A 21,552-nucleotide genomic window follows, 5' to 3' on the forward strand; every position below is an offset into this window, starting at 1 on the left:
CAGCGGTAGAAAGGAAGGGTTAAGCTTATGTTCCAAGACCATGTAGAGCAGTATGTTGTTTTTAAGATTGAAGGCGAAGAATACGGATTGCCGATTCAATATGTACTACAAATTTTGAGTGTTCCGGAAGATGTTCCGATGTCCGATTACTATTCGGCAATTCGGGGCATGATGAAAGTCCGTGAACAAATCATTCCGATCTTCGATGTGCGTTTTGCTTTTGGTTTTGAGGAGGCAGAGCCTGATCCCAAACAACGACTTTTACTGGTTCAGATCGGTCGATTACATGTAGGTCTGATTGTCGAAGAAGTAACCGAAGTGTTGAAAGTAGGGGCAGAAGCTCCTCAGATCAGCGATGGAAAAAGTCGAGGCAAACGCAAAGGCTCATTCTTTACGGGTATGTACAAAACGTCAGATCGAATCGTGATGTTGTTTGATGTCGAAGAAATGTTAGAAGAAGAAGGGCTGAATACACAAATACCCCCACATCCTTGAATTAACAAGACTGTGGGGGGCTATTCGTTACGGTCAGTATTCAATTTTGTTCGTTCCTCCTGATGATCCAATCCACATGCTTGACATGGTAAGCCACTAGCTTTTGTATCCAGTCTTGCCGATTGTCGTATGCTTCACAGCTTTCGTCAACCGTTTAGCGGTTTGTTCTTAGTTTTTTGATTATTCTTTTTCTTACATCCGTACTCCGGTACTTTCGGAGCTCGTCGCAACTTCGCGACGATCACCATGTCGTATGATGTGGTTATGAGTTCCCGCATACATCGATTTCACGAAAAGTGTTTTCACGGACACTTTTCCTTTGTGTAAATCGGGCTAGTATGCTTCGCTTGCGCTATTGCATCGGAATCCTGCTCCTTTCTATGCAAGGCTTAATCTTGCGCGAAACGGCCGTTTCCACTGAACAATAGTTCATGTTGGTTTGACAACCTGAATACTCGCATGAGACGTCTGCTGAACAAAATCATTCAGTATGCGAAAGCAACGGTCTGCCTGCCTAACCTATTGCATTGGAATCATGCTCCTTTTTTGCAAGGTGTCTTTCCTTGCTTGAGATCGCGATTTCCTTCTACAATGGTCTTTTTCAAAACAGATTCACCTTTACCTTGTTCAATTTTTTGCTTATGACGACTTGTGGCTCTGAGTTTCCCACATACCTGATTTTACAGAAAGGTGCTGTCACGAACGCCTTCTGATCGTAAAACCACTCAGTATGCTTCGCTAACCTGTTTCATCGGAATCTTCTCCTTTAGAGCGATTAACGCTACTTTGGTATTTTCCGTCGATCGACAAGTTGCCTCAAATGTACAATGTTCTAAGCCGACTAGCTTTGGTAAGTTCCCACGTATCCTCGATCTCACGAAAAACGTTTTCACCGACGTTTTTCATGCGTGAAAATCGGTCATTGATACGCTTCGCTAACCTGTTTCATTGGAATCCTGCTCCCTTCGAAATTAAAGATTGAACTTCTTTTCGATTGGCATTCAATTCCCGTCCTTTACAATGGTCTACGGTGAGTACTCTGAGTTCCCCACATATCTCTTCTCTCGAAAGACGTTTTCACGAGCGCCTTTCTTTCAATGTAAGAGTATAAGATATGCTTCGCTTACCCTAGTCCATTGGACTTGTCCCTCCTTTTAATGGATGATGGAAAAGTCTTGGATTGGCACCTGCAATGACTTCGTGGTGAAGACTGTTGAAGTATTGTTGGTGTTGCTCATATATTAACCCCGTGTAAAGAAAAGTAAAACGTCTGTAAAAACATCTCGAAGTTTGTAAAAGCACATCTGCGTCATTCAGCTCTTTCGTACTTCCTCGTACGCATGATAACGCTTTATTTTACGTTTTTTCGCGATTTTATTACCTAGCGACCTCGATAATCTAACTTAAAAAATACCATTCACTTTTACATATAAATGCAGGGAGTTGGGTAATAGACAGTAAAGAAGCAATATAAGGAGGCGTGCAATATGGGAATGTTGAAAACGATCAAAAATAGCATGAACGATACAAAGCAAGCGCTGGACGGAATCAAAGCATCGATGGATGGTCTGAAAACAGAAATGGATACGCTGAAAACGAGCATGGGGCAAGTGCAAGAACAGATGAAAGACAAGCCTGCCACATTTAAAGCCTCGTTGTCGTATTTGAAATTGGGAGTCGGTGATTTGAAATCAGAAGTCAACACGATCAAGCAAGGAATCGCTCAATACAAAGATGCGGGAAAAGATCGTGAGCCGGCTGCTTCAATTGTTGCGGGAGCCGAGTTTGTTCGCGAAGATTCGGGCTTTAAGTTAGTTCGAGGCACAGAAGTGATTGGTGAAATTACGTATGCCAATGGTGCAGAACCGGATGTATGGATTGCTAATCATACGTATGTAGACCCGAAATATCGAGGTGCAAGTGTAGCCAAACTGCTGCTGGATCGATTGGTGGGGGAAGCAAGAGTACAAGAAAAACAGATTTTCCCGGCTTGTTCTTACGTACGTGCACAGTTTAAAAGACATGCTTCGTATCAAGATGTATGGCATCAATATTGATTTTTGTATAAATGCAGCGGACCAAAGCGGGAAAACTCGCGGAGGTTCGCTCTTTTTTTTATAAGAAGAATCAGGTATTGTTAACATAGAGAAACTTGTAACAAATAAAATTGTTCATAATCACTTAAGATCGTGCAAGAAGCGACAGTCTAGCAGCTGTCGCTTCATTTTTCGGCGCGGCAGCAAGGAGAGAAAATAAGATGACGGCAAGTATTTTAGAACGCCTGAAAAATGAAAGTGCTCCGTATCACGATCGAGTTGAAGCGAATCCGTACGCTTCGGCGATTATGAGCGGAACAATCGATTTGCATGAATATAAGCAGTATTTAGCGCTGTTTTATGGATTTATCGCCCCGCTAGAACGTCAAGCTGAAGCTTCTCCAGGATTAGAGTCGTCCGGTTACGATCTGAGCGCACGTCGCAAAACGCCAATGCTTGAAAAAGATTTGATGGAGCTTGGCATGAGTAGTCAAGAAATTGCCGACATTCCATTAAGTGAAGAATTGCCGGACGTATCTACGGCTGAGCAGCTATTAGGCACTTTTTACGTGATTGAAGGGTCTACGATGGGTGGACAATTTATTACAAGAAAATTATTGGGTACACTTGCGATCACACCGGATTCCGGGCTTTCGTATTTCAATGCTTATGGTGAACATAGCCGCGCTCGCTGGGGAGAATTCCGCGAATTACTGCTTGCAGCAGGGACGAACGAATCACAGTGTGATGAAATTACGCGATCTGCAATCGATACATTTCGTTTGCTGGAACTTTGGTTTAATCGAAACACAAGCCAGGCATAATCAAACCCAACTCTAGAACGTACAGGAGGCAAACGCCCTATCATGTCTAACTTCAATGCGAGCTCCGAAAACGATTCGTTAAATCGCTCGTTGATTACCGGCGACGGCTTCGTTACCGACGAACCGATCGATTTAACCAACTGCGACAAAGAACCGATCCATATTCCAGGCATGATTCAACCCAATGGTGTTTTGCTTGCAGCAAGACGCACAGCGAATGGCAAAATTGTTCAATGTAGTCGTAATTCCGGTAGCCTTCTTGGACGTGCGCCTGAGCAACTGCTTGGAACTCCATTGTCCAACCTGATTGGACAAGACATCATGCAAGAGTTGATTCAGCGCGATCTGAACGCAGTCGCGTCTTCAGACCTTCAATATTTGAAATTGCAGATTGAAGTCGATGGATTGCCGGTTCGATTTACGGCGGTCGCTCATGAAAGCGAAGGGTTGCTCATTTTGGAATTGGAACTTGAGCAAGACGAAAATGATGAAGGTGAAGATGATTTCCGCTGGATTCGTACTTTTTTCGTGAAGCTCAAGCAAAGCTCTAACCGTTACACAGCAAGTCAAGCGGCAGCTGAACAAGTCAAAGAAATTCTGGGTTATGACCGAGTGATGATCTATGAATTTGATAAGCAATGGAATGGTAAAGTTATCGCGGAAGCTAAAGAATCTGCGTTAGAGCCATTCCTGGGTCACCATTATCCGGCTTCGGATATTCCGAAGCAGGCTCGTGAACTATATCTGCGTAATTGGCTGCGTACGATCGTAAATGTCAATTACGAGCCAGTAGAAATCGTACCTACCGTGCAGCCGCTGACAGGACGCCCGCTTAACTTAAGTTTGTCGGTGCTTCGCAGCGTGTCGCCGATGCACATCGAATATTTGAACAATATGGGTGTTGGAGCGACCGTCACGATCTCGCTTATTCACGACGGACAACTGTGGGGCATGATTACTTGTCATCATTATTCGCCCAAGTATGTCACCCACCGGATTCGCAATCTGTGCAATTTCCTGGGTGCCTTTTTCTCCAACGAATTGTATCAGCGTCAGCAGCTCGACGAGTATCAAGCGGAACTCCAGCTTCGTACCGAAGCTTCCAAGATTGCGAAAATTTTCTTGGGCAACTCCAGCCCGTTTCATATCGTGGAAGAATTATACGCATCGGAAAGCCGTCTGCTTCGAATGATGGATGCTTCGGGAGCAGCAATTAGCTACAATGATAAATTATTGCTGTTTGGAGATACGCCGGCTCCGGCGCAAGTGCGTGAACTTTCCGGCTGGATGGCGGGGAAAGCGAAAAATTATTCGCATCATACGTCACGATTAAGTTTGGAGTTTTCTCCGGCTACTGCTTATAAAGAAAAAGCTTCGGGAGCTTTATATGTGGCATTATCTCCGGGTCAACAAAACTATATCATCTGGTTCCGTCCAGAAGTGCTTCAGATTGTGGATTGGGCAGGAGACCCTGCAAAAGCCGTGATTCGCGACGACGACGGTATGCGATTATCGCCGCGCAAGTCGTTCGAGAAATGGCGTCAAGTCGTACAGTCTACCGCTTTCGATTGGAAAACCGAACAATTGAACGCACTGAGCGAATTGCGAGCTGTTGTCGATAATCAGACGAAAAGCGATTTACAACGCGCGGAAGAACAAGCTTTGCAAAATTCTCGGATGCTCCGTCAAAATGAGCAACGTTATTTGCAACTGATGGAATTTTCTCCGGTAGCCTTTTTCACGATTACCGATCAGCATATCGTTTATTGCAATGAGCAAGCTTCCCATTTGTTAGGCGAACCTGATAAACAAGAATTGATCGGCAAAGATTTCCTGCCGTTCGTATTGCCTGAATCCAGAGAACCGATGCGCCGCTTATTGGATCAATTGGAACGTGATGCTTCGGCACTCGTTTCGGGGACTCAAGCTTTTGTCAATGTACAATGCGAGACCCTTCAACTCGATATTACTTTGGCAGCGGTGTCCCATAGCGGCAGACCTTCGATTATGTTGATTGCTCGAAAAGCGGCAGAGACCGTAGAGCAACTGACCGAATACACGAGTATTACCGATCAGTTGAGCAGCTATATGACGACAGACCCGCTGACAGATTTGCCGAACCGACGTGCTTTTGAAGAACGTCTGGAAAGCGACTGGATTGCAGCGGCTTCGTCAAATGCTCGATCGTTAATCGCGCTATTGGAGATCGATATTGATGATTTCCGGGCTTACAACGCTGTACATGGCTTGCAAGGTGGCGATCTATGTATCCAAAGCGTAGCGCAAGTCTTGGACGTATTCGGAGGTCAGCATGAAGCGAGTGTATCACGGACAGGTGGCGGCACATTTATGCTTCGTCTGGACGGAGAACATGCGGACCGTGCACCGGAGCTTGCCGAACAATTGCGTGAAGCCGTGGAAGGTCTGCAAATGAACCGAGACGAAGGACGAGGATCTGAAGATTATGTGACGGTCAGTATCGGAGGCGTCATTATGCGTCCGAATCGCGATTATCGCTTTACCCATTTTATTTCACAAGCAGATCGCGCGCTGATGAAAGCCAAAAGAGAAGGCAAAAATCGCGTGGTCTTTATGGAAGAATAGAACAAAAGTACAAAGTAAAATGCGAAAAAGCCGTTCCCGAATTTCGGGAACGGCTTTTTTATAAGCAATTATAGAGATAAAGGAATTTCTTTGACGCCGCGTACGATCATACCCGGACGCCATTCCAATTTTCCGGCATCTTCGCGAAGCCGAATATTAGGGAAACGGCGCAATAACGTATTGATCGCAATTTCGCCTTCGAGTCTTGCGAGCGGAGCACCGAGGCACATATGGATGCCGTGACCGAAAGCCAGATGGCGACTACGTTCACGTGTAATATCGAATTGATCGGGATTTACAAATTGCTGACCGTCTCGATTCGCGGAATCCAGTGCGACAACAACCAAATCGCCTTTTTTCATCGCATGACCTTTGAAGTCCAAGTCTTCGCTTGCCCATCTGGATGTACTGAATTCGACCGGGCCATTATAACGTAGCATTTCTTCGATAGCCCCTTTGATTAACTCAGGGTTTTCTTGCAATTTTGCCAACTGATCAGGATGTTGAAGCAGCGAAATCATGCCGTTTCCAATCAGATTGACGGTCGTTTCGTGCCCTGCAATAATCAAAAGCGCGACTACCCCATAGATTTCTTGTTCCGATAACTTTTCTCCAGCTTCTTCGGCAGTGATCAACTGGCTAATCAGATCATCACCGGGCTGCTGGCGGACTTTTTCAAACCATTGTCCGAGGTAAGCGGTGAATTCTTGCATATGTTGATAGACGGTGGCGCTTTCTTCCGAATTGGAAGCTCCGATGATCGAATTTGACCACACCCGAAATTTATCTTGATCTTCGATCGGTACCCCTAGAATTTCACTAATCACGATAATCGGAAGCGGGAAGGCAAAGTCGTCGATCAACGCCATGCGATCTTTTCCTTCTGCGTTATCGAGCAACTGATCGGCAATTTGCTGAATATGACCACGCATACTTTCAACAAGCTTGGGCGTGAAGCCTTGCTGAACCAGTCCGCGCAAACGTCGATGATCGGGTGGATCGGAAAATAGCATATTGCTCGTAAATATACTTTGAGAACCGCTGCCGAATACTTTCGTCATATCTTTGATAAAACGATTATCTTTAAGTACTTCGGCGGCATCTTCGTACTTGGTAATCATCCAACCAAACTGCCCGTCAGGAAACATAAGCTTAGCAATGGGTTCTTCTTCTCGCATCTGTGCATACACCGGATACGGGTCTTGTGTAAATGATTTCGAAAATAATGAATTGGAAGCGTTCAAGCGAATCACTCCTTTTTGGATTTGGGAATTGGTGCTCCCTTCCATAAAGTTAAGTGTAGCGGATACAAGAAGGGTTTTGCAATTTTAGCGTTAGAGTGGCGTTGGATATGCAAAGAAGAACACGATATAATAGAGATATGTGAAAAGGATACGAATTGAAATATGGAGGGCAATAACATGACAGAAGCTTTTGTTTTTAAAATGACAGATCGTGCGGGAGCACAAGCTCTGAAGTATTTGGAAGGCGTATCGGAAGAAGCTCGCACACAGATGCCGGCAGGGTACTCCAACAACTTGCATTGGCAATTGGGTCATATTTTGACCGTAGCTGACCGAGTTGTAAATGGTTTATCCGGTCGTCAACCGGTTTACCCGGATACGTATACGACTTTCTTCGGACCGGGAACCAAGCCTGCTGATTGGCAAGGAGAGCCGCCTGCTTGGGACGAGCTGGTCGCGAACTTGCAAAGTCTTCCGCAACGTTTCCGCGAAGAATACGAAGGTAAATTTGATGAAGGTTTGGCAAACAAAGAAAATTTCGCAAAAGCGGAGACGCTCGGCGATCTGCTATGGTTGAATGCTGGGCATATGCAGCACCACGGCGGATTTATCAACGCACTAGCACGTACGGTTCGTAATTAACACCATTAAGAGCTGCCTATCTTTAAATTTCATCCAAACGAGAAGGAGAGATTTTCTGTGAAAAAGTCTACAGCGTTGTGGACAGCTCTCGGCGTTGCGGCGATTCCGGCTGCTGCGGTTATTGGTGGGAGCTTCTACTTTTATAAATTGGCAGTCGCACGCGCACCGAAAAAGTTTCTCGACGGTGATCCGGGGCTGCAACCTCATCCGGATGTGCAGACCGAGACAACGTCTAGCCGCGATTGGTGGAACTCGCAAACGTTTGAACATCGACAATTGAATGCTACAGACGAGCTGATGTTACATGGTTATTATTTACCGGCAAAAGCTTCAACGCATCAAACGGCGATTTTGGCACACGGATATTCTGGCGACGCTTCGATCATGAGCGGGGTCGCGAAATTTTATCATGAAGATTTGAACATGAATATTTTGGTGCCGGATGCCCGGGGTCATGGACGCAGTGAAGGTACGTATATCGGCTATGGCTGGCATGAGCGGATTGATTACTTGGGCTGGATTCGGCAAGTGATTAAGCAAGACGGACCGCAAGCGCAAATCGTTTTGCATGGTATTTCGATGGGCGGCGCGACGGTCACGATGACAAGCGGCGAAGACTTGCCTCCTAACGTCAGAGCCATCGTTGAAGACTGCGGATATACATCGGTTCAGGCGGAGCTGGAGTATCAGATGAAACGGATGTATAAATTACCTGCGTTTCCGATGATTCCGGCGACGGATGTGATGACGAAGATTCGTGCAGGATATTCATTTAGCGAAGCGTCGGCACTTAATCAAGTCCGTCGCAGCCGGACACCGATGTTATTTATTCACGGATCGAACGATACGTTCGTACCGACTTCGATGGTGCATGAATTGTACGAAGCTTGCCCGGCGGAAAAAGATCTGTTGATTGTAGACGGCGCGGGGCATGGCGATTCTTTCTTGATCAACAAAGTCATGTATACCGATAAAGTCAAAGAGTTTTTAGCCGATCGATTGACGGATTTGCCTTTAGCTGATGCTCAATAAAATAGTCGCTTTTCTTCGTCATTAAGACGGGGAAAAGCGTTTTTTTATGCAAATTTTTAAATTTGGGACATATGTCCTTCCCTATTCCTACAGGTCTATCCGTATAATGAGAAAGGCATTCAAAGGAAACGGAGGCATACGACGTGTTTAGAGGAATACTTTTTGCTTTTTTGGGCGGAGCTTGTATTACGTTGCAAGGTGTAGCGAATTCGCGGATCAGTCACGATATTGGAACTTGGCAAGCCGCGACCATTACTCAGCTTACCGGATTTATTATGGCGTTGTTGATCTACTTGTTAGTGCGAGATGGGGACTTGGGCGGATTCCGTAAAGTCAAACCGCTGTATTTGGCGGGCGGGGCATTCGGTTCGGTCATTATTTTCAGCGAAGTAACAGCGATTCAGACCATCGGGGTTACGTTCACCATCTCGGCTTTGCTTATTGCACAGCTTCTGGTCACTTTTTTGATTGATCGATTTGGTTGGTTTGGTACGTCCAAAAGTAAAATGGGCGCAGCACAGTTTATAGGATTAGCATTGATGATCGGCGGCGTGCTTATTATGAAATTATAAAAGAAGGAGTCTTTTACGATGAAAGAAATCAAAGATTCCGCTTTACTGAATCATTATCTACGGGAACACCAGTTGCAAGACGTTTTTCATGAACCGCTACGTCCTTTTTTAACTTTGTATCTCGTACAACCCGGCGAAAAGTTATGCAATCAAGGCGAACAAGCGGATACGATCTATGTGTTGGTCAAAGGAAAAATTAAAATCTATACCACCTCGCCGGAAGGACGGACGCTAGTCATTTCATTCAAGCCTCCACCAGAAGTAATCGGAGATATCGAATACATTCGCGATCTACCGATTATCAATACAGTCGAAGCGGTATCGCCATCTACAGTGATCGCAATCCCCGCGAAAATGCTCCATCGTTATGGAGATGATCATGCGCCGTTACTGCGATTCATGCTGGATATTATCACAAAAAAGTTTTATATCAAATCGGACTTTTTAAGCTTTAATCTGATGGTTCCGGTCGAAGTGCGGTTGGCGAGTTACTTGTTGTCCGTCTGTTATGACGAGAGCGATCGTACTTTTCAAGGACGCCTTGCCACGTCAGAGTTGACCGATACCGCGAATCTGATAGGAAGTAGTTATCGACATTTGAACCGGGTAATTCGCAAACTTGCCGAAAAAGGCTTGATTGAGCGAAGCGGCGGATATGTATATGTACGAGATCGAACAAAGCTTGCTCAACTAGCAGGCAAAAATGTATACGAACGATAGAAGGAGAGACGAACATGGCTTTAGGATTATTACTTGCCGTATTTGCAGGCGTTATGGTCGCGTTGCAGACGATTTTTAACAATCGAACCGATGTACATATGGGTTCTTGGGCGACGACGACTTGGGTTTTGTTTATGGGGTTTGTCGCTTCGCTTGCATGCAGCTTGATTTTCGAAGGCAGTCGCACATTCAATTTACAACAGATGCAGCCTTGGTATTGGTTCAGCGGCTTGATCGGCGTTGGCGTGGTGATTTGTTTAGTATTGGGGATCAAAATTTTGGGACCCACATTCTCGGTATCGATTACGCTGACGGCTCAACTCGGATTTGCTCTATTATTCGATACGATGGGTTGGCTTGGTTTAGAAAAAGTCGCGTTCGATTGGAAACAACTGCTCGGCGTTACCGTGATCGTAGCAGGTATCTTTATTTTCAAATTTGGCGGGAAAAAGGGTGCGAAAGCCAAGACGGTAGCTGCAAATCAATAAATAAGCTAGATAGGTATCCAAATCAGGAGGTAATGATCATGATCGATAAAATAGCATGGATTTCAATAAAAGATGGAAAAGTTCTTGGCGCAAGATCGAAAGGGAAAGAAACGTATTATTTCCCCGGCGGTAAAAGAGAAGTTGGAGAAAGCGATATCGAAACGTTGGTACGGGAGATCGAAGAAGAATTAACGGTACAGATTGACAAAGAAAGCGTACAGTTTTTCGGAACATTTGAAGCGCAAGCAGACGGAAAAGCAAGCGGTGAAACCGTACGAATGACTTGCTATACCGGAGATTACACCGGAGAATTAGCGCCGGCAGCGGAAATCGATGAAATTGCGTGGTTAGACGAAAAAGATCGAGATCGAATATCGGCAGTCAGTCAGCTTGTTTTTGATCAAATCTATTCGTAAACTTGAGAGATCAACAGCAAGCGCTAGCGGCAGGAGGGTAAAGATTTGGAAATTAGAGAACTTCGTAGCGAAGACAATGCAAGGCTTGAGACCGTTATTCGGGAATGCCTGATTGAGTTCGGCGGCAATCGTGAAGGATTAGCTTGGCAAGACGATAGCTTATCTGCTTTATCCGAATTTTATCAAGGTAAAGGTCTGAAGTACTGGGTCGTGATCGAAAATGGAAAACTGTTAGGCGGTTGCGGGATCGCGCCTTTCAATCATTCAACAGAAATTTGTGAGCTGCAAAAAATGTACCTGGTCGCAGAAGCACGCGGAACCGGAGCCGCGAACAAGTTATTACAAATCGCACTGGAATTCGCTTCGCGTCACTATAAAGAATGTTATCTGGAAACCCTGCAAACGATGGAAGCCGCTAATCGTTTTTATCGTAAAAACGGATTCCGAGAATTGACTGAGCCGCTTGCCGGATCCGAACATTTTGCTTGCGATGCTTGGTATATCCGTTCGCTGACAGCAAATTAATTTAGAGCCGATTCTTTACGAATCGGCTTTTTACATTGACAATCGATCAAAGAGTACGCTATATAAATAAAGGATCTTTATAAAGTGTCGAAAAGGACGGAGGTTACATGAAAAAAGCCGATACCACATTGATGAAACAAATCAACATGAATACGGTGCGCCAAGCGCTTAAGCGATTAGAAACCACAACCAAACCACAATTGGCAGCAGAAACAGGGCTAAGCGTCGTCACAATCGCCGCCCTTGTTCGAGAACTTGAGCAAGAAGGAGAAATCCGCGAAGAACAACTGGGGGTCTCGACAGGCGGACGTCCAGCGACTATCTACCGATTTAATTACGAATACCGACTGGCGTTGTCGATTCATCTGCACGAGCAAAATGGGATCGATACCCTATTTGCAGCAGTCGTTAATCTTCGGGGCGAAGTCTTAAAGCAAGAAGAACGACCTTTTGATACATGGAATCAGACGTCGCTACTGAATTGGATCGATCAATGGATTTCTGTTTATCCGCAAATTCATATCGTGGGTCTGGGCATTCCGGGGCAAGTCGTCGATGGCGAGATCGTCGTCAGCAGTCACAATGAGCTGCGCGGCACGTCGCCAGCAACTTGGATTCAAGAACGTTTTGGGCTTCAAGTTCTGATCGAAAATGATGTGAATGCAGCACTACACGGTTATCTTTTACAAGAAAATAAGCCTGAACGTATATCGAATGAAATCGTACTGGGTCTATATTTTCCCAAAAAGTATCCACCCGGTATGGCAATCTCGATCAATGGAACCTTGATTGGCGGAAAACGCGGTATGGCGGGTGAAGTGAAATATTTGCCATTAGACATCGACTGGACTCAGCCGCCGATAGGCGAAGAGTGGCAAGAAGTTCTTTGCCGCATTATACATACGGCGTCGGTTATTCTCGCGCCAGAACGTATCGTGCTTTACGATGAAGTCACTGAGCAAGAGTCATTGATGAATAATTGGCAATCTTTCCTGCAACGTTATCCGTTACCGGCTGAGCCAAACATTCATAAATCGGAACGTTTTTCGGAACATTTTGCAACAGGTTTACATGATTTAGCTTTACAGGCAATCGAACCTCGAATTTTTGAATAACAGAATCTACTATGGAACGAAGGAAGGAAGATCAAGATGGCAACGTGGTTTTTGATCGTCATTTATTTAGCTTTTATCAGTCTGGGCTTGCCCGACTCTCTACTTGGAGCGGCTTGGCCGGTCATGCAACCGTCACTTGGCGCTCCGCTCGAATCGGCAGGGATGCTCGCGATGATTGTAGCTGGCGGTACGATTGTATCCAGTCTCGCTAGCGGCAAATTGATCGAAAAAATGGGCACCGGCTTGCTGACGTTGATCAGCTGTCTGATGACAGCGGTAGCGCTGCTTGGATTTTCTTTGGCGCCTTCGCTAATGTGGCTGGCACTGTTAGCGATTCCACTCGGTCTAGGTGCCGGAGCGGTCGATGCGGCGCTGAATCATTACGTCGCAACGCATTACAAAGCGCATCATATGAGCTGGTTACATTGTTTCTGGGGGCTTGGCGCAACCGGAGGGCCCTTGCTCATGTCGTATTTTATCAAAGAGCGAAATTCATGGGAATCCGGCTATATGGCAGTTGCGATTATTCAGTTTAGTCTCGTGATTGTGCTGCTCGTCACATTGCCGTTATGGAAAAAGGTTGCGCAGCAACGCGGCGATCTCTCGAATGCTGAAATTGCAGACCAAGCTGCAACGCACGATTCGGCTTCGGTCGCTACGAAGCCGAATGATCATGCACCGTCTAAGCAACCGCTTCGTTTGCCCGGTGTCAAAATGACGCTGCTCGCCTTTTTGTTTTATTGCGGTGTAGAAACGACGGTTGGGCTGTGGGGAGCGAGTTTCCTTGCAGGTGCACGCGGAATGTCGGCGGACACAGCGGCAGGCTGGATCTCGCTGTATTACGGCGGAATCACGATTGGACGATTGATTACCGGCTTCATTACGTTAAAAGTAAGCAATCGCGTTCTCATTTTGGTGGGACAGACGATCTCGGTATTGGGTGCGATTTTGCTGATGTTGCCTTTACCCAACGTTGTAGTCTTGATCGGATTCGTTCTGATCGGTCTAGGCTTTGCTCCCGTCTATCCGGGTCTTATTCATGAGACGCCAACTCGATTTGGACGTGCCAATTCTGCCAAATTGATAGGATATCAGATGGCGATCGCGTACACGGGAACGACGCTGTTACCTCCGCTATTCGGCGTATTCGCTTCCCAATGGGGAATCGGCTTGTTCCCATTCATTACGTTATTATTGGTCGTCTTGATGTTGCTGAGTTCAGAGCAAGTCAACCGAGCTATTAAACGAAATGCAGTATCCAATTGAGTCCAGATTAGCAGGGTTCATCCAGACTATCCGATACCCGGAACAAGCCGCTTGATTCCTTGTAGCGAAGCAGATAATATATAGACGGCTATTCGGAAGAAACGTGCAGGGCAAGCGTCCAAAATGAAAATTTTGGCTCAGGTTTGCTCGATCAATTGGAGGTTAATCGGTGTACGCTGCATTATGGGCAATTTTCATCTTTGTGGTTACTTTATTTTTTGTTATTCGGCGTCCTTACGGTCTTCCGATCGGATGGTCGGCATGTGGCGGAGCGGTGCTGGCTTTGCTTACTGGAGTTGTCGATCTGCAAGACGTTCGGGATGTAACGGATGTGGTCTGGAACGCTACACTGGCTTTTGTCGCGATCATTTTGATTTCATTGGTGCTGGACCGTGTCGGATTGTTTGAATGGGCGGCGCTGCATGTGTCTCGTTTATCGAATGGAAGCGGCATACGCATGTTTGTCTATTTAATTTTGCTCGGAGCGGTTGTCGCGGCATTGTTCGCGAATGATGGGGCGGCGCTCATTTTGACCCCGATCGTACTCGCAATGGTACGTGCGCTCAAGCTGGATGAACGGCAAGTATTTCCGTTTATTATTGCGGGCGGCTTTATTGCCGATACGACTTCGCTACCGCTATTAATCAGCAACCTGGTCAATATCGTGTCTGCGGATTATTTCCATATCGGATTTATGCAGTATGCAGGTCGGATGATTGTGCCGAATCTTTTTGCATTGGTAGGAAGTCTTGCCGTTCTATATTTCTTTTTCCGTAAAAGTATTCCTAAGACCTTCGATAAATCTCAATTGCAAGATCCTTCAACAGCGATCCATGATCGTAAATTGTTCAAGGTCTCGTGGGTTGTCGTCGTATTGCTGTTGATCGGTTATTTTGCTGGAGAGTTACTTGGGGTTCCCTTGTCGCTTACAGCCGGCATTATCGCGATCTTGTTTTTGATTCTTGCAAGCCGCAGTTCTTCAATCTCGGTCAAAGCAGTGGTCAAAGAATCACCGTGGTCGATCGTCTTTTTCTCTGTCGGTATGTATGTCGTCGTCTATGGGCTGCGTAATGTAGGATTTACAGATTTGCTGGCTCAAGGTATTCGCGCATTTTCGGATCACGGATTGTTCGCAGCGACGATGGGCATGGGTTTCCTTAGCGCTGTAATGTCTTCCATCATGAATAACTTGCCAAGCGTGCTGATCGGCGCGCTCGCCATAGACACTGCAAATACAGCGGGGCATATTCAAGAAGCGCTGGTATATGCGAATATTATTGGTGCGGATCTGGGTCCTAAGCTTACGCCGATCGGATCGCTTGCGACGCTACTATGGCTACATGTACTCGGTAATAAAGGGATCAAAATCACTTGGGGGCAATATTTCCGTATCGGCGTGATTTTAACGATTCCGACGTTGTTTATTACTTTGCTCGGATTGTATTTATGGTTGTCTTGGCTTTAAAAACATTTTAGCTAAAAAGTTCCAAAAGTCTCGGAGAAATCTTCTCCGGGACTTTTTTTATGTAAATAAAGCGTTTGCTCTACATTTACGAAAACGTTATAGTAAAAGATAGAGTGGACCGAAAACGTATTCAATTAGGAGTGAATGATGATGTTAAACAAAATAAATCTATCTGGTAGTTGGCAAATGACTTTGGACGAACAGCAACAAGGATTCCCACAATCGTTTGAAGATGAGATGGAACTGCCAGGTACGACTTCACACGCACGAAAAGGAAAACGAAATGACGAAAAGTTAACCGGATCTTTAACCGATACATACAAATTCGAAGGCTCCGTCTGGTTTCAAAAAGAAGTTGAGCTTTCCGAACATTCGGCAACTCAGACGATATTTTTGCATCTGGAACGGACACGGATCACGACGGTATGGGTGAACGGCGAAAAGATCGGAAGTTGCAATAGCCTGAATGCACCGCATATTTACGATCTGACAGGCAAGCTTGCCGCAGGTTCGAATACGCTCACGATTCGAGTAGACAATATCGGCTATCCGACCAAAGGCGGTCATATGACTTCCCCGGATACGCAAACGAATTGGAATGGCATCACAGGTGCGATCGAACTACAATTTTACGGAGAATCGCGTCTGGAGACACTTCGTACCTATCCGAATGGTGCAGAGAAAAAAGTTCGAATTACAGCGAAGGTTGCAGGGAAACCGGCAGCAAAACTTCGCGTCTCGGCAGAAAGCTTTAACGGTGAAAACGTGCATACGCCGAGTTCAGCAGAATTTGATCTGAATGGATCTGAGGTCGAAGTTATTTATGACTTGGGACAAGAAGCACGTCTTTGGAGCGAATGGACGCCCGAATTATACCGTCTGAAATTAGAGCTGTTAGAGGCTAACGGAGCTGTGGTTGATACGACAGAAAATGTGCTTGGGTTGCGCGAGTTCAAATCAGCCGGCGATAAATTCGAAATCAATGGAACACGAACCTTTTTACGCGGTAAGCACGACGGGCTGATCTTCCCGTTGACCGGATATGCGCCAACGGACGTGGAAGAATGGGTACGGATTTTGAATATTTCCAAATCCTACGGTATGAACCATTATCGGTTCCATACCGCATGCCCGCCGGAAGCCGCGTTCGTCGCTGCGGATCTGCTGGGCATCTATATGGAGCCGGAATTGCCGTTCTGGGGAACGGTGACGGAGCCGGGCGAAGACAATCACAACCAAGCCGAACAAGACTATTTGATTCAAGAAGGATATCGAATTTTAGAAACTTTCGGTAATCATCCGTCGTTTGTTATGTTCTCGCTGGGGAACGAATTATGGGGCAGCCGGACGAAGATCGATTCGATTTTAAAAGGATACAAAGAATTCGACGAACGCCCGCTATATACGCAAGGGTCGAATAACCATCAATGGGTACCGGAGCTTTTGGAACATGACGATTTCTTTTGCGGAGTTCGTTTTACGCGCGAGCGGTTGTTCCGAGGTTCGTATGCGATGTGCGATGCGCCGCAAGGTCATGTTCAAGTCGGCGTGCCAAGTACATTGAGAGATTATGATCAAGACATTGATCCGCCGAAAGTGGCATCGACCGATATCGAAGACAGCGGGAAAAAGCAAATTCAGATTCAATACGGCACGGAAATGAAGACGGTTGAAGCGGAAGGCGATGGCGGAGAATGGGTATCGCCGCTTCCGGTTATCTCGCATGAGATCGGTCAATACGCGACATTCCCGAATTTTGACGAGATCGAAAAGTATACCGGTTCACTGCAAGCCGAAAATTTCAAGATTTTCCGCGAACGTTTGCAAGAAAAAGGATTGCTTCATCTAGCGGATGCTTACTTCGAAAATTCCGGTAAGCTTGCGATGGAATGTTATAAAGAAGAATTGGAAGCGGCGCTTCGTTCACGTAAATTGGCAGGATTCCAACTGCTTGATCTGCAAGATTTCAGCGGGCAAGGAACAGCTTTGGTCGGTGCGCTAGATGCTTTTATGGATTCCAAAGGGTTGATCAGCGAGGAAGATTGGCGCTCGTTCTGTGATAATGCGGTATTGTTAGCGCGTTTTGCGACGTATAACTGGACGGGCGGCGATACATTCCGTTCAGACGTCGAACTCAGCTGGTATCGTGGGCAAGCACCGGGCAGTGTAGAAGTGAATTGGTCTCTGCATCATAATAGTAGCGCGATCGGTGAAGGCACCGTTCAAGCTGATATCACTCAAACGGGCGATTTGTTCCAACTTGGACAGATTGAATGCACATTGCCAGATGTAGACCAGATGCAGCAAATTCAGTTGACGTTAAACCTTAAGGGTACAGATGTCTACAAAAATTATACGTTGTGGATCTATCCGGCTCAGCAAAAAGCAGATTTCGATGGAATGTATCTGTTCGACAGCTTAACGGAAGAAGCGGAAAAAAGATTGGCAGAAGGCGAAAAAGTAGTGCTGATGCCGAATCTGTCCAAGCTTCAGCATTCGATCGAAGGAACGTACGCGGCTGACTTCTGGTGTTTCCCCATGTTCCGTTCGATCTCGGAAAGTATGGAGCGTAAAATTCCAGTCGGTACGCATGGTCTGTTGATCTCAAAAGAACATCCAGCGCTTCAAGAATTCCCAAGTCAGACCCATTCTACCTACGCATGGTGGAACATTGTGATGAATTCGCGCTCTGTCATTATGGACGATATGCCTGCAGAATGGGAGCCGATTGTCCAGACGATCGACAATTTCGAACGAAATCATAAGCTTGGATTGCTGCTGGAGTGTCAGACGGGAGGCGGTCGCTTGCTCATCTGCAACGTCGATGCCGATGCCGCGAAGCAATCTCCTGATGGTCGACAGTTTTTGAGTAGTGTATTCAATTATGTCCGTTCCGAGAGTTTCCAGCCGACTGTAAAGATTGAATTGCAGCAAGTGAAAGCCTTGATGAATTAAAAGGTAATAATCGATCAGAGCTCAATATCAAAAGCCCTCGTTGTCCGTATATGGCGGATATCGGGGGCTTTTTGATACAGCTTTAATTAGGTTTGATCTTGTTCCTGAACCCGTGTCTTTTTAAAATCGGTTCGTTGAGGCGAATAAGGTTGAATCGGTACATTGATCATCGAGATTGGAACCTCCAGTTCTCTGCCAACCTGGATATCGTAAGGTGTCGTCATAGCGTTAACCCGAAGCAAATCTTCGGTACTCATCTGGTATTGCTCCGCAATATAGTCGAGGGTTTCACCGTCTGCGACCAGATGTTGCTGACGTAATTTCTCGATTCGACAAGCCGATTGCTTGAATGTCGGCTGCTTCGATAACGGATCGACAAAGTCGGCGGTCAGATCGTTTGCCGCTTGATTACTTTCCCAACTCCCGAAATGGAACGGAACGAATACTAGACCCGGCTGCACCGCATCGCCAATTTTAGCCGGGACTTCGATCTGTCCGCGTGGAGAAACGATCCGAATCACTTCGCCTTCGATAATACCTAGTTTCTGCGCGTCTTTTTCGTTCACTTCAACATAGCCGTGCGGCGCAGCAGCTTGAAGATACGGCGAACGTCCGGTTTTGGTGCGCGTATGCCAATGCCATACTAGACGTCCGGTTGTTAGCCACATCGGGAAATCGGCATTCGGTTGTTCGGAAGGTGGATTGTAGCGCGTCGCATGAAAAATCGCCCGTCCGTTGGCTTGTTTTTGTTCATATTCAGCTCGGGTCAAAGCTCGTCCGGTGAACTGATTTTTAGTATAACTTTGTGCATAATCCGTATCCGTCGCAAATTTGAAATCTTCGTACAAACGAACGGTACCTTCGGGATTGTCTGCTGTAGCCGGCCAGCGTATGCCGTTTTGCGCTTCGAGCTTGGCGTAGGTCATACCGGTCATATCGCTTGGACGTCCCCGTGATACTTTTTTCCATTCTTCGAAGGCTGCTTCAGGAGTGGTGTACTGAATTAACGGTTGACCGTCTTTGTCACGGAAATCCATACGTTTGGAAAAGTCGAGCAAAATATCCAGATCGCTTCGAACTCCTTCGGGTGGATTCACCGCTTTGCGAAGCAGGTTAATCCGGCGATCCGCGTTCTCCATCGTACCTTCTTTTTCGCCCCACATCGCCGCCGGCAAAATAACATCGGCAACTTTTGAAGTTTCGGTCAAAAAGTGATCTTGCATAATCAAAAATACTTTGCCCAATGCCGCACGTGCTCGTTTTCGATTCGGCAACGAAACAAGCGGATTCGTCCCAATATTCCAAAAAACATCGATCTGATCTTGCTCGATCATTTCTAATTGTTCTTCGATGCCTTTTTCCGGGCCAGCAGGTAATTTGCTTTCGTCTACGTTCCATAGCTCCGCCATTTCTTGCAAATGCTGAGGATTCATCGGATTGCGGTTCGCCGGATACGTTCCGACGCCGCCAACGGTCCGATTCGACGAAGAACTAGGTTGCCCTGCCATATGCAAAGGCCCGCTGCCCGGTTTGCCGATCAAGCCGCGTACCAAGTGCATATTGTTGATCGCCACGCAAGCAGTGGTCGCATCCGCGCTTTGAAAAGCGCCTTGAAGCGTCGTCGTGACAAGGGATGGCGTCTCGGATAAGATGCGCCCGGCTTCAAGCAACGTATCGACCGGTATTCCTGTGATCTCTGACGTATACTCCGGTGTCCACGGTTGCAACGCTTCATACATATCTTCGTATCCAACGGTATATTGCGCGATAAATTCTTCGTCGGCTGCGCCATTTTCTAGCATCATACGAAGTAGCCCATTCAGTAGCGGAACGTTGGTTCCGGGGCGCAGCTGCAAATGCAGATCCGCACCACGCACGGTAAGCGTTCGGCGGGGATCGACAGCAATGATATAAGGTTTGCCTGTACGGGCTTTACGATCCATGATCCGTTCATGCAGCACAGTTCCGGTCTCCGCCACGTTATGGCCGAACAACGTCAGAGTCTCTGTCTGGTCAATATCTTCGTAAGAAGCAGGAGCACCGTCCGCCCCGAACGATTGCAGCAAACAAAATTCTGTCGTTGCGGTGCAAAGCCGTGTATTGGCATCCAAAAGATGTGTGCCTAGACCGGCGCGTCCGATTTTGGCGATTGTATAATAGTCTTCCAAAAAAGCTTGACCCGTCGAATAGATCGCGATGCCGTTAGGTCCTTTGTCCGCTAAAGTCTGTTTCATCTTAGATACGATCAGATTCATCGCTTCGTCCCAAGATGCGGGAACCAATTGACCGGCTTCATTGCGGATCAGCGGAGAGAGTAGACGATCAGGGCTGGAATTGGCTTGCCATTGATGTTCGCCTTTCGGTCCAAGTCGTCCGCGGTTGATCGAGTGGTTCGCGTTCCCGCGAATCCCGACGATTTTTTCGTCTTTGACCGCAATCTCGCAACCGCAGCCAACCGAACATAGATTGCAAGTGCTATATACCCAACGGTCCACTTCGCCTTGACTATATACGTTCATATCGATGCGTTCTTTTTGCCAGCTCATCGCACGCCTCCTGTTTGTGGACGATAAAGTACAGGAATTACATATTTGCTTGTATCGTCGCCATACGTATTTTCGATTTCGGTTGCGGCTTCGGTCAATATTTGTTTGATTTTAGGGAAACGGTTTTCTAATTTAGCTGCTTCTTTAGAGTCTTCGTGATCTATCCAATCTACAGCACGTCTCCATGCGCGAAACGTAGATTCGACGATTTCATCGTTGAGATACACGATCGAACAATCCGTTCTGAAATCTTCCAAACGAACATCGGTTTTCTGTAACATTGGCAGAAGATTACGCAGCGCTTTTTGCTCATCTTCCAATGCCGTGCGAAACAAAATGACGAGAGGATGGCTCATATCGACGGTTTCTTTTAATACCTGTTCAACTTCTTCAAGTACGGAGCCAAAAAGGGTATAGAGTTTACTCATTTTATGCCTCCTATTCAGTCGCTTCTTATTTTGAAAGTTTTTGTGCGCACAATTATGTATGCTCAAGATTACATACCCGGATTGTCTTTGGGTTAACAAAAAAAAGCGAAATGTATCAATAAGGATTGATTTTCATATACATATGCGATATATTGCATACGTAGAGATTGTTGCTTTGT

General features: G+C 46.3%; 18 protein-coding genes. 15 read left to right on the plus strand and 3 right to left on the minus strand.

Translation table 11 applies throughout. The features are described 5' to 3' along the window. The first annotated feature begins 27 nt into the window (after positions 1 to 27). The 4 genes from NOM90_RS00935 (at position 28) to NOM90_RS00950 (ending at position 5,959) form a co-directional block, all read left to right on the plus strand. Positions 28 to 495 (plus strand): chemotaxis protein CheW, encoded by a 468-nt coding sequence (locus NOM90_RS00935; protein WP_255939308.1) that lies wholly within the window; start codon positions 28 to 30, stop codon positions 493 to 495. A 1,487-nt stretch (positions 496 to 1,982) separates the two neighbouring features. Then, on the plus strand, positions 1,983 to 2,552 hold the full coding sequence (locus tag NOM90_RS00940) for a GNAT family N-acetyltransferase (protein ID WP_255939309.1): 570 nt from the start codon (positions 1,983 to 1,985) through the stop codon (positions 2,550 to 2,552). A gap of 200 nt (positions 2,553 to 2,752) precedes the next feature. Continuing rightward, entirely contained in the window at positions 2,753 to 3,355 is a 603-nt protein-coding gene (locus tag NOM90_RS00945; RefSeq protein ID WP_255939310.1) for a biliverdin-producing heme oxygenase, read from the plus strand. Positions 3,356 to 3,397: 42 nt separating this feature from the next. Beyond that, a complete protein-coding gene (locus tag NOM90_RS00950) occupies positions 3,398 to 5,959 on the plus strand; it encodes a diguanylate cyclase domain-containing protein (protein WP_255939311.1) in 2,562 nt (853 codons plus the stop codon). A gap of 68 nt (positions 5,960 to 6,027) precedes the next feature. On the opposite strand, the gene NOM90_RS00955 is transcribed toward NOM90_RS00950, so the two are convergent. After that, positions 6,028 to 7,209 carry a cytochrome P450 family protein gene (locus NOM90_RS00955; RefSeq protein WP_255940501.1) on the minus strand — a complete coding sequence of 394 codons (1,182 nt, stop codon included), beginning with the start codon at positions 7,207 to 7,209 and terminating at the stop codon, positions 6,028 to 6,030. 171 nt (positions 7,210 to 7,380) lie between these two features. On the opposite strand from NOM90_RS00955, the gene NOM90_RS00960 reads away from it, so the two are divergent. The 11 genes from NOM90_RS00960 to NOM90_RS01010 all read left to right on the plus strand — a co-directional run bounded on the left by NOM90_RS00960 (position 7,381) and on the right by NOM90_RS01010 (position 18,399). Continuing rightward, entirely contained in the window at positions 7,381 to 7,845 is a 465-nt protein-coding gene (locus NOM90_RS00960) for a DinB family protein (RefSeq protein ID WP_255939312.1), read from the plus strand. 57 nt (positions 7,846 to 7,902) lie between these two features. Then, the gene (locus NOM90_RS00965) at positions 7,903 to 8,877 is read left to right on the plus strand and encodes an alpha/beta hydrolase (protein WP_255939313.1); all 975 of its coding nucleotides are present in this window, start codon (positions 7,903 to 7,905) and stop codon (positions 8,875 to 8,877) included. A 143-nt stretch (positions 8,878 to 9,020) separates the two neighbouring features. Then, positions 9,021 to 9,449: a DMT family transporter gene (locus NOM90_RS00970; RefSeq protein WP_255939314.1), complete on the plus strand. Its 429-nt coding sequence runs from the start codon at positions 9,021 to 9,023 to the stop codon at positions 9,447 to 9,449. 18 nt (positions 9,450 to 9,467) lie between these two features. Further along, complete coding sequence (locus NOM90_RS00975) at positions 9,468 to 10,169, plus strand: Crp/Fnr family transcriptional regulator (RefSeq protein ID WP_255939315.1); 702 nt, start codon at positions 9,468 to 9,470, stop codon at positions 10,167 to 10,169. Positions 10,170 to 10,183: 14 nt separating this feature from the next. Continuing rightward, entirely contained in the window at positions 10,184 to 10,657 is a 474-nt protein-coding gene (locus NOM90_RS00980) for a DMT family transporter (protein ID WP_255939316.1), read from the plus strand. Positions 10,658 to 10,695: 38 nt separating this feature from the next. Next, positions 10,696 to 11,073, plus strand: coding sequence for an NUDIX hydrolase (locus NOM90_RS00985; RefSeq protein ID WP_255939317.1), 378 nt, complete (start codon positions 10,696 to 10,698; stop codon positions 11,071 to 11,073). A 45-nt stretch (positions 11,074 to 11,118) separates the two neighbouring features. Further along, a complete protein-coding gene (locus tag NOM90_RS00990) occupies positions 11,119 to 11,598 on the plus strand; it encodes a GNAT family N-acetyltransferase (RefSeq protein WP_255939318.1) in 480 nt (159 codons plus the stop codon). Between the two features lie 107 nt (positions 11,599 to 11,705). Then, positions 11,706 to 12,713 carry an ROK family transcriptional regulator gene (locus NOM90_RS00995; protein WP_255939319.1) on the plus strand — a complete coding sequence of 336 codons (1,008 nt, stop codon included), beginning with the start codon at positions 11,706 to 11,708 and terminating at the stop codon, positions 12,711 to 12,713. Between the two features lie 36 nt (positions 12,714 to 12,749). Next, on the plus strand, positions 12,750 to 13,979 hold the full coding sequence (locus NOM90_RS01000; protein WP_255939320.1) for an MFS transporter: 1,230 nt from the start codon (positions 12,750 to 12,752) through the stop codon (positions 13,977 to 13,979). A 169-nt stretch (positions 13,980 to 14,148) separates the two neighbouring features. After that, positions 14,149 to 15,444 carry an arsenic transporter gene (locus NOM90_RS01005; protein ID WP_255939321.1) on the plus strand — a complete coding sequence of 432 codons (1,296 nt, stop codon included), beginning with the start codon at positions 14,149 to 14,151 and terminating at the stop codon, positions 15,442 to 15,444. 150 nt (positions 15,445 to 15,594) lie between these two features. Continuing rightward, complete coding sequence (locus tag NOM90_RS01010) at positions 15,595 to 18,399, plus strand: glycoside hydrolase family 2 TIM barrel-domain containing protein (RefSeq protein ID WP_255939322.1); 2,805 nt, start codon at positions 15,595 to 15,597, stop codon at positions 18,397 to 18,399. An 86-nt stretch (positions 18,400 to 18,485) separates the two neighbouring features. Here NOM90_RS01010 and NOM90_RS01015 read toward each other — a convergent pair whose 3' ends face one another. Together NOM90_RS01015 and NOM90_RS01020 are read right to left on the minus strand one after the other, a co-directional pair. Further along, positions 18,486 to 20,945: a molybdopterin-dependent oxidoreductase gene (locus NOM90_RS01015; RefSeq protein ID WP_255939323.1), complete on the minus strand. Its 2,460-nt coding sequence runs from the start codon at positions 20,943 to 20,945 to the stop codon at positions 18,486 to 18,488. Further along, positions 20,942 to 21,373 (minus strand): hypothetical protein, encoded by a 432-nt coding sequence (locus tag NOM90_RS01020; RefSeq protein ID WP_255939324.1) that lies wholly within the window; start codon positions 21,371 to 21,373, stop codon positions 20,942 to 20,944. Before NOM90_RS01020 ends, NOM90_RS01015 begins: the two co-directional genes overlap by 4 nt. Between the last annotated feature and the right edge of the window lie 179 nt (positions 21,374 to 21,552).

The organism is Saccharibacillus sp. JS10 (genome assembly GCF_024436065.1).
GTDB lineage: Bacteria > Bacillota > Bacilli > Paenibacillales > Paenibacillaceae > Saccharibacillus.

Excerpts from the sequence above, each read along its gene's own strand:
- NOM90_RS00935 (WP_255939308.1), top strand. The coding sequence starts at position 28 with ATGTTCCAAGACCATGTAGAGCAGTATGTTGTTTTTAAGATTGAAGGC.
- NOM90_RS00940 (WP_255939309.1), top strand. The coding sequence starts at position 1,983 with ATGGGAATGTTGAAAACGATCAAAAATAGCATGAACGATACAAAGCAA.
- NOM90_RS00945 (WP_255939310.1), top strand. The coding sequence starts at position 2,753 with ATGACGGCAAGTATTTTAGAACGCCTGAAAAATGAAAGTGCTCCGTAT.
- NOM90_RS00950 (WP_255939311.1), top strand. The coding sequence starts at position 3,398 with ATGTCTAACTTCAATGCGAGCTCCGAAAACGATTCGTTAAATCGCTCG.
- NOM90_RS00960 (WP_255939312.1), top strand. The coding sequence starts at position 7,381 with ATGACAGAAGCTTTTGTTTTTAAAATGACAGATCGTGCGGGAGCACAA.
- NOM90_RS00975 (WP_255939315.1), top strand. The coding sequence starts at position 9,468 with ATGAAAGAAATCAAAGATTCCGCTTTACTGAATCATTATCTACGGGAA.
- NOM90_RS00980 (WP_255939316.1), top strand. The coding sequence starts at position 10,184 with ATGGCTTTAGGATTATTACTTGCCGTATTTGCAGGCGTTATGGTCGCG.
- NOM90_RS00985 (WP_255939317.1), top strand. The coding sequence starts at position 10,696 with ATGATCGATAAAATAGCATGGATTTCAATAAAAGATGGAAAAGTTCTT.
- NOM90_RS00995 (WP_255939319.1), top strand. The coding sequence starts at position 11,706 with ATGAAAAAAGCCGATACCACATTGATGAAACAAATCAACATGAATACG.
- NOM90_RS01000 (WP_255939320.1), top strand. The coding sequence starts at position 12,750 with ATGGCAACGTGGTTTTTGATCGTCATTTATTTAGCTTTTATCAGTCTG.
- NOM90_RS01010 (WP_255939322.1), top strand. The coding sequence starts at position 15,595 with ATGTTAAACAAAATAAATCTATCTGGTAGTTGGCAAATGACTTTGGAC.
- NOM90_RS01015 (WP_255939323.1), bottom strand. The coding sequence starts at position 20,945 with ATGAGCTGGCAAAAAGAACGCATCGATATGAACGTATATAGTCAAGGC.
- NOM90_RS01020 (WP_255939324.1), bottom strand. The coding sequence starts at position 21,373 with ATGAGTAAACTCTATACCCTTTTTGGCTCCGTACTTGAAGAAGTTGAA.